The sequence below is a fragment of the Exiguobacterium sp. TDN 0502 genome, assembly GCF_050846835.1.
GTDB lineage: Bacteria > Bacillota > Bacilli > Exiguobacteriales > Exiguobacteriaceae > Exiguobacterium_A.
The window spans coordinates 22788-35964 of record NZ_JBOZGJ010000013.1; the positions used below are offsets into that span (position 1 = coordinate 22788).

At 51.7% G+C, this 13177-nt stretch carries 11 protein-coding genes; all 11 read left to right on the plus strand.

The genetic code is table 11. The features are described 5' to 3' along the window. Nucleotides 1-33: 33 nt before the first annotated feature. The 11 genes from rpsR (at nucleotide 34) to ACRPK8_RS12800 (ending at nucleotide 13059) form a co-directional block, all read left to right on the plus strand. Nucleotides 34-264: a 30S ribosomal protein S18 gene (gene rpsR, locus ACRPK8_RS12750; RefSeq protein WP_023469849.1), complete on the plus strand. Its 231-nt coding sequence runs from the start codon at nucleotides 34-36 to the stop codon at nucleotides 262-264. Between the two features lie 133 nt (nucleotides 265-397). Beyond that, entirely contained in the window at nucleotides 398-2386 is a 1989-nt protein-coding gene (locus ACRPK8_RS12755; protein WP_432238550.1) for a DHH family phosphoesterase, read from the plus strand. Further along, on the plus strand, nucleotides 2383-2826 hold the full coding sequence (rplI, locus tag ACRPK8_RS12760; RefSeq protein ID WP_023469847.1) for a 50S ribosomal protein L9: 444 nt from the start codon (nucleotides 2383-2385) through the stop codon (nucleotides 2824-2826). Before ACRPK8_RS12755 ends, rplI begins: the two co-directional genes overlap by 4 nt. Nucleotides 2827-2845: 19 nt before the next feature. Then, nucleotides 2846-4198 carry a replicative DNA helicase gene (gene dnaB / locus ACRPK8_RS12765; RefSeq protein WP_023469846.1) on the plus strand — a complete coding sequence of 451 codons (1353 nt, stop codon included), beginning with the start codon at nucleotides 2846-2848 and terminating at the stop codon, nucleotides 4196-4198. Nucleotides 4199-4409: 211 nt separating this feature from the next. Next, nucleotides 4410-5702, plus strand: coding sequence for an adenylosuccinate synthase (locus ACRPK8_RS12770; protein ID WP_432238551.1), 1293 nt, complete (start codon nucleotides 4410-4412; stop codon nucleotides 5700-5702). A 442-nt stretch (nucleotides 5703-6144) separates the two neighbouring features. After that, entirely contained in the window at nucleotides 6145-6852 is a 708-nt protein-coding gene (gene yycF, locus ACRPK8_RS12775) for a response regulator YycF (RefSeq protein ID WP_432238552.1), read from the plus strand. A gap of 2 nt (nucleotides 6853-6854) precedes the next feature. Further along, entirely contained in the window at nucleotides 6855-8705 is a 1851-nt protein-coding gene (walK, locus tag ACRPK8_RS12780) for a cell wall metabolism sensor histidine kinase WalK (RefSeq protein ID WP_432238553.1), read from the plus strand. Beyond that, the gene (gene yycH, locus ACRPK8_RS12785) at nucleotides 8702-10018 is read left to right on the plus strand and encodes a two-component system activity regulator YycH (protein WP_432238554.1); all 1317 of its coding nucleotides are present in this window, start codon (nucleotides 8702-8704) and stop codon (nucleotides 10016-10018) included. Before walK ends, yycH begins: the two co-directional genes overlap by 4 nt. 6 nt (nucleotides 10019-10024) lie before the next feature. After that, nucleotides 10025-10861, plus strand: a complete 837-nt coding sequence (locus ACRPK8_RS12790; RefSeq protein WP_432238555.1) for a two-component system regulatory protein YycI — start codon at nucleotides 10025-10027, stop codon at nucleotides 10859-10861. 10 nt (nucleotides 10862-10871) lie between these two features. Next, nucleotides 10872-11663: an MBL fold metallo-hydrolase gene (locus tag ACRPK8_RS12795; RefSeq protein WP_023469840.1), complete on the plus strand. Its 792-nt coding sequence runs from the start codon at nucleotides 10872-10874 to the stop codon at nucleotides 11661-11663. 106 nt (nucleotides 11664-11769) lie between these two features. Beyond that, nucleotides 11770-13059, plus strand: a complete 1290-nt coding sequence (locus tag ACRPK8_RS12800; protein ID WP_432238556.1) for a S1C family serine protease — start codon at nucleotides 11770-11772, stop codon at nucleotides 13057-13059. Nucleotides 13060-13177 lie beyond the last annotated feature (118 nt).

Below are 13177 nucleotides of genomic sequence, written 5' to 3' on the forward strand. Positions count from 1 at the left end.
TGAAAAATCCAAGTTAAAAAGGAGGTTAATCACATGGCACGTCGTCCAGGTGGAAAACGTCGTCGTAAAGTATGTTACTTCACGTCGAACCACATCACTCATATCGATTATAAAGACGTAGAACTTCTCAAACGTTTCATTTCGGAACGCGGTAAGATTCTTCCACGTCGTGTGACTGGTACTTCAGCGAAATACCAACGTCCACTTACAATCGCAATCAAACGCGCACGTCAAATGGCTTTAATCCCATACGTGGCTGACTGATTTCGTAGCACCATCCTCATGCGTGAGGGTGGTGCTTTTTTTCGCTTCTCTTTCATCCCCTCCTGCTTTTCGGTTATAATAAACAAGTTACTAAAAATTTAAATGAACCCTATAAGCATATAAGGAGGACACGATGGAGTCAGGTCAACAAGTATCACCGGAACGGGAACGGCGCATCGTTCGTTTCATTCCGTATCTATTAATCGTCGGTCTGCTTCTCGTCGTCGCTGTACGTGAACCGATCATCTCCGCTGTCGGAGCCGTCGTGACTGCCCTCCTCTTCGGATTGCACTTATTCGAGGAACGTCGTGCACGCAGGGCATGGGAAACTTACGTCGCCAGTATCTCGATGCAGGTTGAGGAGACGGGGCAGGACGCGTTGACGAACATGCCAATCGGTATTTTATTATATGATGAGGAAACACTCGTCACATGGTTCAATGATCCGATGCGGGACATCTTTGATGATGTAGCAATGGGACAGACGCTCAATGAGCTTGATCCGCTGTTCATCGAGATGGTCGCGACGAATGAGGACCAGGCGACGCTTGAGATTGGGGATGCCGTCTATCGGGTGTTCTCAAATCATGAGAACCGGACGTTTTATCTGTTTGATATGACAGAAGAGGCACAAGTCGAGCAGCAGCTCGTCGACAACCAGACCGTCATCGGCGTCATCTATCTCGATAACTATGATGAGATGACACAAGGGATCGAGGATCAGTTGCGCAGTGAACTCAATAGCCGCGTCACACAGCTGTTGAATCACTGGGCGGCGGAACACGGCACGTACATCAAACGGACAGCGTCCGATCGGTATTTCATCGTCACGACAGAAGAGAATCTGCGGGTCCTCGAACGGTCGAAGTTCACGATTCTCGATACGGTCCGCGAAGAGACAAGCCAGCGTGGCGTTCAGTTGACGTTATCGATTGGAATTGGTTGCGGGAGCGATCCGATTCCGGTGCTTGGTCTGATGGCCCAGTCGAGTCTTGATCTCGCATTAGGACGGGGAGGCGACCAAGTCGTCATCAAACGAGATGGAAAAGTCCGCTTTTATGGTGGCAAGACGAACCCGACGGAAAAACGGACACGGGTCCGGGCACGCGTCATCGCGAACTCACTACGGGATCTGATGCAGGAATCGAGCCGTGTCCTGATCATGGGACACAAGAATCCCGACATGGATGCACTTGGTGCATCGATCGGGATTCTGAAACTGGCTGAGATGAACGATAAGGAGGCGCATATCGTTCTACCACCGGAAGAAATCGGCCGTGGTATTCGCCGGATGATGGATGAGATTGTACAGGTACCGCAACTCGAGACGCGTTTCGTCAATGCATTTCAAGCCGATCAATTGATCGACGATCAGACGTTACTCGTCGTCGTTGATACACACAAACCGTCGCTCGTCGTCGTGCCGACATTACTGGATCGGTTTGATGAGAACATGGTCGTGATCGATCATCACCGCCGAGGTGAGGATTTCATCGAAGATGCGGTTCTCGTCTATCTCGAGCCTTACGCATCATCGACATCAGAACTCGTGACGGAGCTGATCGAGTACCAGCCGACGAATCAAAAGCTATCGATGCTTGAAGCGACGGCGTTACTTGCCGGCATCATCGTCGATACGAAAGGATTTGCCCTGCGGACCGGCTCGCGGACGTTCGATGCCGCTTCCTACTTGCGTTCGCAAGGGGCTGATACGGTGCTCGTGCAAGAGTTCCTCAGTCAGGATCTTGAGACGTATGTCGAGCAGTCGCATATTCTCGAGCGTTCGGAAGTTTATACGCAAGGAATGGCGATTGCGACCGCGGAGCCGGGCGTCATTCACGATCAAGTCTTGATTGCTCAAGCGGCGGATCAACTGTTATCGTTACAAGGCATCCGTGCTGCGTTCGTCATCGCCGAACTCCAGGATGGACGAACGGCGATCAGTGCCCGTTCTCTAGGCGAGGTCAACGTCCAGCTGATCATGGAGACGCTTGGCGGCGGGGGACACTTGACGAACGCGGCGACGCAAATGTCGGAGTCAGTCGTCACGGTGGCGGATGCGTTACGTAAAGCAATCGATCAATATCTAGAAGATGAGACAAAAGGAGAGGAATCAGAATGAAGGTTATTTTCTTACAAGATGTAAAAGGACAAGGAAAAGCAGGGGACGTCAAAGACGTCGCTGATGCTTATGCAAATAACGTACTCTTCAAGAAAAAGTTGGCGCGTCCTGCGACGACTGGAAACTTGAAACAACATGAAGCACATGAACGCAAAGCAGCGGAAGAAGCGAAGCAGAACTTGCTTGACGCCCAAGCGTTAAAAGAAAAAATCGAAAAAGAGACGATCGTCGTCTCGACGAAAGCCGGTGAAGGCGGTCGTGTCTTCGGTTCCGTTACAAGCAAACAGATCGCTGAAGCACTCAAGAGCATGGGCTACAAGATCGATAAACGCAAAATCGAGCTCGAGCACCCGATCAAGGCACTCGGCTTTACGAAGGTCCCATTGAAGTTACACAACGAAGTGACAGCGACGCTGAACGTTCAGGTCAAAGAGGCGTGAGTAGAAAAGGGGAACGGTGATGAGTGAAGTCATGCAAAATATGCCTCCCCAAAGTATCGAGGCAGAACAAGCCGTCCTAGGGGCGATCATGATTGATGCCGATCGTCTGATCAGTGCATCGGAACGTTTACTACCGCAGGACTTCTACCGGGCCTCGCACCAACGGATCTTTGAAGCGATGCTCGTACTGTCCGACCGAGGCGAAGCAATCGACCTCGTCACGGTGACAGCCGAACTCAGTACACTTGGGATCCTAGATGAGATCGGTGGTCTACCGTATCTGGCGGAACTCGCAGAAGGCGTACCGACGGCAGCAAACATCAATTACTACGTCAACGTCGTCGATCAGAAGTCGACCCTCCGGCGTCTCATCCGGACGGCAGGCGAGATCGTCACGGACGGATACGAACGGCAAAATGAAGTCGATGTCCTGCTGAATGAGGCAGAGCGGAAGATTCTCGAAGTATCGCAAGGAAAAGGAAGCGCGAGCTTCATTCCGATCTCGGACGTCTTGACGAGTGCCTATGCGACGATTGATAAATTGCATAAGCAAAGCGGCGAGACGACGGGGATTCCGACCGGCTTCCAGGATCTCGATAAGATGACGGCCGGGTTCCAGCGCAACGATTTAATCATCGTCGCAGCACGTCCGTCGGTCGGGAAGACGGCCTTTGCCTTGAACATCTCGCAAAACGTCGCAACACGCGCTGACGAGAACGTCGCCATCTTTAGTCTTGAGATGGGTGCTGAGCAGCTCGTCATGCGGATGCTCTGTGCCGAAGGAAACGTCGACGCCCAGCGTCTCCGGACCGGTCAACTCGAAGAAGAGGACTGGGGCAAGTTATCGCTTGCGATGAGTAATCTCTCTCAAGCTGGTATCTACATCGACGATACACCCGGTATTCGGGTCAACGACATCCGGGCAAAATGCCGTCGGTTGAAGCAGGAGCATGGGCTTGGGATGATCATGATCGATTACCTGCAGCTGATTCAAGGGAATGGTCGCTCAAGCGACAACCGTCAACAAGAGGTCTCGGAAATTTCCCGTTCCTTAAAATCGCTCGCGCGGGAACTCGAAGTTCCCGTCATTGCCTTATCACAGCTCTCCCGTGGGGTTGAGAGCCGTCAAGATAAGCGACCGATGATGTCGGATATCCGGGAATCGGGAGCGATTGAGCAAGATGCCGATATCGTCGCCTTCTTGTATCGTGACGATTACTACAATAAAGAAACGGAAGATGCGAATACGATTGAGATCATCATCGCCAAACAGCGGAATGGTCCAACCGGTACCGTCAAACTCGCCTTCCGAAAAGAATTCAACAAGTTCGTGGATCTCGAGCCAAGTAACTCGTACGCGCCACCAGCTTAATCCAAGCTACGTCTTGTCTGCGATCAATCGGAGACAAAACGTAGCTTTTTTTATTTTCACCTAAAGATTCTCAGTTTATTCATCAAAAACGATAATTAAACGAACGAAAGAGAATTGTAACAATTAATTGTTCGGCATTTGGTTGACTTCTTTTTTTTATCGCGTTACACTTAGTCGTGGTTTTGAATCGTACGTGGAGGTGGATGATAAGATGTCATCAGTAGTAGTAGTCGGAACACAGTGGGGCGACGAAGGAAAAGGGAAAATCACCGATTTTCTTTCAAAACAAGCTGACGTCGTGGCACGTTATCAAGGTGGAGACAACGCAGGACATACGATCGTATTCAATAACGAGACGTACAAATTGCACTTGATCCCATCAGGTATTTTTTACTCGGATAAGAAATGTGTCATCGGGAACGGTCTCGTCGTTAACCCGAAATCACTCGTCAAGGAATTGAAGTATCTACACGATCGTGGTGTCTCAACGGATAACTTGTTAATTTCGAATCGGGCGCATGTCATCTTGCCGTATCATCAGCTGCAGGATCAGTTAGAAGAAGAAGCAAAGGGCGACGCTAAAGTCGGAACGACGCTCAAAGGAATCGGACCGTGTTACATGGATAAAGCCGCACGAATCGGTATCCGGATGGCAGACTTACTCGACAAAGAAACGTTCGCTGAGAAGTTGAAGATCGTTCTCGATCAAAAGAACCGCATGTTCACGAAGATGTATGACGCTGAACCAATCGCGTTCGACGATATCTTCGAAGAGTACAACGCATATGGACAAGAGTTCGCGAAATACGTCTGCGATACATCCGTCGTCGTCAACGATAGCCTCGACCACGGCGAAAAAGTGTTGTTCGAAGGCGCACAAGGTGTCTTACTCGACCTTGACCACGGCACGTACCCGTTCGTCACATCATCGAACGCATCAGCTGGCGGTGTCGCATCAGGTGTCGGTGTCGGTCCAGCCCGGATCGACCACGTCGTCGGTGTTTGTAAAGCGTACACGTCACGTGTCGGTGATGGTCCGTTCCCAACGGAATTGTTTGACGATATCGGTCATCAAATCCGTGAAGTCGGTCGTGAATACGGTACGACAACAGGACGTCCACGTCGTGTCGGTTGGTTCGACTCTGTCGTCGTTCGTCACTCGCGCCGTACAAGTGGTTTGACGGATCTTTCGCTCAACTCGATTGATGTTTTGACAGGACTTGACACGTTGAAGATCTGTACATCGTACGAATTCAACGGAAAACAGATCGATGAGTACCCAGCAAGCTTCCGTGATCTTGAAGCATGTGTTCCAGTTTACGAAGAACTGCCGGGCTGGAAAGAGGACATCACAGGTGTCCGTCGCTTTGAAGATCTACCATTGAACGCACAGAACTACGTCAAGCGGATTGCAGATCTGACAGGGATTTCACTCGTCACATTCTCGGTCGGACCAGGTCGTGAACAGACAGTCGTCTTACGTGACCTTTACGAAGAAGCATAAGTCTCAAAAGGACTGACTTAAAAAAGAATGACGCGTCTTTTCACGCCCTTTCCTCAGGCGAGACACAAGCCAGTTTTCCTGCTTCATTTAAGCAGGAAAGCGGGTCTTGTTTGTCTCTGACAGCGCATCAATGCGCTTTTCCTGTAGGAGTGGCGTGTGACGCGTCATTCTTTTTGTTACGGAATAGGGGTGGCAGATCATCATTCTGACATCCCTATCTTTGTCGAGACTGACTTTTGAGTCGGCACCGTTTTTGGTGCGAAATGGTTCACAAACGGAAGCAAAAACAGGTATACTGAATACAGTGTTTCACGTGGAACCTGTTCCGCAAGACGATGAACAGCAGAAGGAGTGGCGTCGGGAGTTTCCGTCGCCACCTTTCTATATGCCGAAAAAACAGGTAAAATAGATTGAATAGAAATTTTTTAAGGGGGCACACCCAGTGACGGAACGTAAAATTCTAGTCGTCGATGACGAGTTACCGATTGCAGATATACTCAAGTTTAAATTAGAAAAAGAAGGCTACCAGGTCGCGATCGCAAACGACGGCGTGGAGGCATTAGAAAAATTCGAGGAGTTCAAACCGGATTTGATGTTACTCGACATCATGCTTCCGCTAATGGACGGGATGGAAGTCTGCCGGGAAGTCCGGAAGACGTCAAAGATTCCGATCATCATGTTGACAGCAAAGGATTCGGAGATTGATACGGTGCTCGGGCTTGAGCTTGGCGCGAACGATTACGTAACGAAGCCATTCAGCTCACGTGAATTACTTGCCCGTGTCAAAGTCCACCTGCGGAACACGAGCCCGGAAGCAGCACCGCAACCGGCTGGTCCAGGTCCACTCAAAGTGGGAGAACTGTATATCGATACGAATTCACATACCGTGACACGCAAGGATCAGAAGATCGAGTTGACGCAACGTGAGTTCGAATTGTTGCACTATCTTGCGAAAAACATTGGTCAAGTCATGACACGCGAGCATTTGTTGCAAACAGTCTGGGGCTATGACTACTTCGGTGACGTCCGGACGGTCGACGTAACAGTACGTCGTCTCCGTGAGAAAGTCGAAGACAATCCGAGTACGCCGGTCTATATCATGACGCGTCGTGGTGTCGGCTACTATCTCCAAGACGGGGAGAATGAATAACGATGTTAAAAGGAACGAACTTCTTTAAATCCATCCAGTGGAAACTCGTCGTCATCTATGCCCTATTGATTTTAGTGGCGATGCAGGTCATTGGGGTCTATTTCGTTCGTTCCCTTGAAAAGCAGTACATTACGAACTTCTCGAAGTCGGTCGAGGACCGGGCAGGCCTTGTCGCCTATAACGTCGGGAAGGAATTCGATAAAACAGGCGATGATGAAGCCTCCAAGCGGCAGTTGTCCCAATCACTAGGACAACTGCTGTCTGAGTTTAGTAATGGCTCCACCTCAAGGAACGACATCCTCGAAGTCCAAATCATCGACCAGGACTCGATCATCCAGGCGACATCGGATAACGAGAACCAGTCGGCGGTCGGACAACGGGCGACGAATTCACTGATTAAAAAAGCGCAGGCGACGAGTTCGACCCGGACGGATACGGTGCTCGATCCGGAAACGGAAGATAAGATCCGTATCTTCGCCGTACCGGTCACTTCAGAGCGGGACGGTGTGACGACCGGGATGATCTATGTCCGGGCTTCGATGGAGTCGATCTACTCGCAGATGCAACAGGTCACACGGATTCTCGCGACCGGAACGGTCATCGCCCTCGTCATTACATCGATTCTCGGGGTGTTGCTGTCGCGGACGATCACTCGTCCGATTTCCGATATGCGGCGCCAGGCAATCGAAATGCGACGCGGGAACTTCTCGCGGAAGGTTAAGGTCTATTCGGACGATGAAATCGGGCAACTCGCCCGTTCCTTTAATGAATTGACGGATGAATTGCTTGAGGCGAACGCGACGACGGAAGCCGAACGGCGGAAGTTGACGAGTGTCCTTGAGAACATGACCGACGGCGTCATCGCAACCGACCGGACGCTGCGCGTCATCCTGATGAACGATCAGGCGAAGGACATCGTCGGTGCCGATGAAGCAAGTGTCGTCGGCACGAACTTGAAGGACTTACTGGCACTCGGCGACGACTTCATGATTCCGGAAGACGGAACGATGCCACCGCGTCTGCTTGATTTCAGTAGTGAGGACGAACTGTTCCTCGTGCGGGCATTTTTCTCGCCCGTCAAGAAACACAGTGGTCCGATCACCGGGATGATCGTCGTCTTGCATGACGTCACGGAACAGGAGCAGGTCGAACAGGATCGACGTGAATTCGTCGCGAACGTCAGTCACGAGCTCCGGACACCGCTGACGACGATGCGCAGCTACCTTGAAGCCTTGGCAGAAGGGGCGTATCAGGATGAGGAACTCGCACCGCGTTTCCTTGAGACGACACAAAACGAGACGGAGCGGATGATCCGCCTCGTCACCGATCTCTTACAGCTGTCGAAGATGGACAGCAAGGAATATAAGATGAACAAAGTCCGCTTCGATTACATCCAGTTCTTAAATGAGATTCTCGATCGCCACGACATGACGAAGCCGGAACGGATTCGTTTCCGGCGTAAGATCATGAAGCGGAAAGTTTATATCCGCGGGGATCAGGATAAATTGATCCAGGTCGCAGATAACATCCTGACGAACGCGATCAAGTACTCACCGGAAGGCGGAACGATCACCGTCCGGACGATGCTGCGGGCGAAACGGATCGTCATCAGCATCAAGGATGAAGGGGTCGGGATCCCGAAAGCGAATCTCCAAAAAATCTTCGAACGCTTCTACCGTGTCGATAAAGCCCGTGCCCGTAAAATCGGCGGGACCGGTCTTGGTCTGTCGATCGCAAAAGACGTCGTTTCCGCACACGGTGGCGACATCTGGGCAGAAAGCGAATGGGGGCGTGGCACGACGATTTACTTCACGCTTCCGTATGAGGTGATCGAAGAGGTGGATGCCGGATGAAGAAACAACACTGGAGTTCGCTGTTACTCGTCCTGCTCGTCGCCGGTTCGATCGCCCAGACAGCGATGCTCTGGACCTATCATCCAAGCAGTGAATCGATCGAGCAGGAGCAGGTCTCGTTCAATGAGATTGATGCCTCAAAAACGATTGAAAGCAATCAGCTGATCAATCCAGAATTGCTCGTCTACACGGATCAGGAAGGGGCGTATCAGACGCAAATCATCGGACGGACCTTCCTCAACCGGATCGGGGCATCGTTTAATATCGGTGTGCTTGTCCTGACGGATAAGGCGAATAACATCCCGATCGGGAATCGAAGTGTCGAGATGATTTTCCCGACACCGATCAGTGCGACGATCCTTGAGGAATTACTCGGAGAAAAGCAGATCGCCTTCTCGGAACCGATCAAACGGCTCTATCTGCTCGATTATGACGGACCGATCCTGCGTCTCGAGTCAGCGACAGGACGCCTGAAGGACTTCAAGCTCGTCGGCGATGAGACGGTTCTGAAGCGACTGTTCGCACACGATAAGAAAAAACCGATGACCCGCGTCGAGCTCAGCGGTGGCGATTATACGTATGTCGCGACCGGAACGACACGGCTCGAGCAAATCTTCGTCTATGATGAAGTCAACGAAGCGCCAAAACCGCTCGACCGGATCCGCAGCGCCTTTTTCGCCGAGAATTCGAACGTCCAGCAAATCAAGAGCCGGGACGATCTCGATGTTTTGACGGACGGCGTCAGCGTTTCGACATACGACCGTAACTACAATGCCTACCGTTTCAATACGTTATCGCCGAACACCCAAAGTGCGACCGTTGATTACAGCACGCTCGTCAGCTACGTCAACATCCATGGGGGCTGGCTTGATCAAGTCACCCAGCGGAGTGGTTTCCGGTATTACTTTGACCAAATGAGTAAAAAAGGAGAACGGCAGACGGCAACGTTCCGGTTGTACTTGAACCGCTATCCGATTTTCGGGGAAAGCGGTCCACTCCTTGAGCAGACGAAGTTTGATCTCGCAACACTCAAGATCATGTATGAGGAAAATCAGATCCGTTCGATGAGCCGCAGCATGCTGCGTGCGAAACGAAAGCTGATTCTGAGGGAAGAGACGGTGCCAGCCGTTGAGACGGTCCTCGAACGCTTGAAGGATGCGAAACTGTTGACGGAAATCAGCGGCATCCGGATCGGATACGAGATGACGTATAAAATCTCAACGAGTCGTTATGCCGTCTTTGAACCGACATGGTTCGTAAAAATCGATGGTGTTTGGCAATCGATCAATCAAGCTGTCAGGAATGAGGGGTGAGGAGGAATGGACTGGAGTAAAGCGAAGACGTTATTGATGCTGACCTTTTTGATCCTGAACGTCTACCTCGCCATTCAATTGATGGACCGGATGGTCGAGCCGCGGATCGTCGCAACGAGTGCGACCGGTAAGACGATTTTGAAGGATCGTCAAATCGATGAGAAGAAACTGCAACCGATCACGCGGGATATTGGTTATTTGACGGCAGAAGTCGATACCCGTACACTGGAACCACTTGCGAGTTCACCGATTCGGGATGCGGTCGCCTCGGTCAAAAATGATGTCGAGTGGTCGGTTCGTTTGACGAAACCACAACGTCTCGAGCCGAAGACGATGCGGGATTCTGCGACCTCGTTCGTTCAGGCATCGGTCCGCTATGGTGCGGAATATACATTTTGGAAGTATGATAATAAGTATCAGGAGATGACCTTCGTTCAGACGTACAAAGGACAACCGCTCTATTCGACACCGCAGCAATCGCGTGAGGATGATGCGATGATCGGACCGTCTTTGCTCGTCTTGCAGCTTAACGATGCGAAGGAAATCGTCAGCTACAAGCAACGCCACTTGAACAAAGTCGTCCGTCAAGCACAGGACGTGACGTTGTTGTCGGCAAGTGAAGCGATCGTCCAGTTGTCGGAGCAAGGCTTATTTCCGGTATCGAAGCGGTTGACGAGTCACAAGCTCGGGTATTTCTGTCTCGTCACGGAAGGAACGGAATCCGTCCAAATCCTGCCGCCGACGTGGCAAATCGAGCTCGACAATGAAGAAGTCTACTTCGTCAATGCGATTGACGGCGGTGTCCAGACCGTCGAACGATTGGATACAGTCTCAGAGAAATGAGGAATGCACGATGAGCCTACACTACAGCGTCATGGCCAGTGGCTCGACGGGGAACGCCCTCTATATCGAAAGTGAACAGACCCGGCTGCTCGTCGACGCGGGACTGACCGGTAAGGCGATGCTCGCCTTGTTCGACCAGATCGACCGGTCGCCACATGGCATCGATGGTCTGTTCGTCACCCATGAGCACTCCGACCATATCAAAGGCGTCGGCATCATGGCACGGAAGTACAACATCCCGCTCTATGCGAATGAAAAGACATGGGCGGCGATGGAAGCGAAAATCGGCAAGATTGATCCGGCATTGAAGTTCCTTTGGGAAGTCGGAGAGGTCAAGCAGTTCGGTGACATCGAAGTCGAATCGTTCAACGTCAGTCACGATGCGGCGGATCCGATGTTCTTCCAGTTCGCCCATGAAGGAAAACGGTTGGCACATATCACGGATACGGGATACGTCTCGGACCGGATGAAAGGTGTCATTCGCGGCGCCGATGCCTATATCTTCGAAGCGAACCACGACATCGGGATGCTCCAGATGGGACATTACCCTTGGAGCGTCAAGCGCCGGATCCTCGGCGATTACGGACACGTCTCGAACGAGGACGCCGCGATCGCGATGAGCGAGGTCCTGGACGACCGGACGAAACGGATCCACATGGCCCACCTAAGCAAGGACAACAACATGAAGGAACTCGCCCGGATGAGCGTCTCCCAGACGCTTGCGAGCCGTGACGTTGATTTGAGTAAGATTCAGCTCCTCGACACGGATCCGGTCATCCCGACGCCGCTCCTGAAGCTCTGATTATGGGAAATTACTGAATATGCTCAAAAGACCCCCACATTTGGCTCATTTGCCACGTGATGGGGGTATACTTGTGTAAAGAGAGCCATAAAGGAGGCGTATGTCGATGGATCGACCAGAAGAACCACGGAACGAATCCGAACAACACAAACCATCTTCCGATGAGAGCGGCTTCCCGCCCCGTCAGCCGGCAACGAGCGAACCGGTCAGCCCTTATCGTGAACCATATGAAGAACAACCGGAATCCCCGCGTCGTCGCGGTGCCGGAAAAGCCTTTTTCGTCGGTCTGATCGGCGGAATCGTTGGTGCCTTGCTGATTGCCCTCGTCGCGTGGCCGTTCGTCCGCGATGAGATGACGAGTCCGACTCCGATTTCATCAACAACAGCGGAACAGACCGCGACACAGACGACAGAGGATGAAGCCGATATCGTCGGCGCGGTCAGTAAGACGAAGGAAGCCGTCGTGAGCGTAACGAACCTGCAGAGCTCGTTCCGGGGAACCGATCAGGAAACGGGTGCCGGGTCCGGCGTCATCTATAAAAAAGACGGGAATAAAGCCTACGTCGTCACGAACTACCACGTCGTTGAAGGCGCAAGCCGCTTGTCTGTCACGTTATCCGACGGAACGGCACTCGAGGCAAAAGTTCTCGGCGAAGATCCGACGTACGATTTAGCGGTCCTGTCGATTGATTCATCGAAAGTGACACAAGTCGCAAAACTGGGGGATTCGGATACGTTACGTGCCGGTGAAACGGTGCTTGCGATCGGAAATCCGCTCGGAATCTTTGCGAACTCGGTCACACGCGGTGTCATCAGTGCGCAGGAACGAACGGTTCCAGTCGATACGAATAAGGATGGACAGCAAGACTTCAACACGGAAGTCATTCAAACGGATGCCGCGATCAACCCGGGGAACTCCGGTGGAGCGCTCATCAACACAGCTGGTCAATTGATCGGAATCAACTCGATGAAGATTGCAGAAGCGAGCGTCGAAGGCGTCGGATTTGCGATTCCGATCAACGAAGCGTTACCAATCATGCGTGATCTCGAGCAAAATGGTGAAGTCGTTCGTCCACAGCTCGGGATTCAGATCCGTGACGTGCAGGAATTTCCAAGCGGATACCGCGAAGATCGTCTGAAATTGCCGAATGATGTCACGAAAGGAATCGTCGTCGTCGGTTTAACCCGTAATAGCGGAGCCGAAAAAGCAGGTATGAAAGCAAACGATGTCATCGTTGAGATCAACGGCAAAGCAATTGCATCGTTCGCTGATTTGAAAAGCGTACTCTACCGGGATGCAAAAGTTGGTGAAACGGTCAAAGTCACGTTCTACCGGGGCGGTGAAAAGCAGACAGCAGATGTGAAGTTGTCCGCCCAGTCTCCGACCGTCCAGTAAGGCATCATCTCAAAACCATCCACAGGTCCGACCTGTGGATGGTTTTTTTGAGTGAGGAAACCTACGGCTTTTCAGGTCAGGAAGGTCGATATTTGTTATACTGGAAGCGGATAAATGT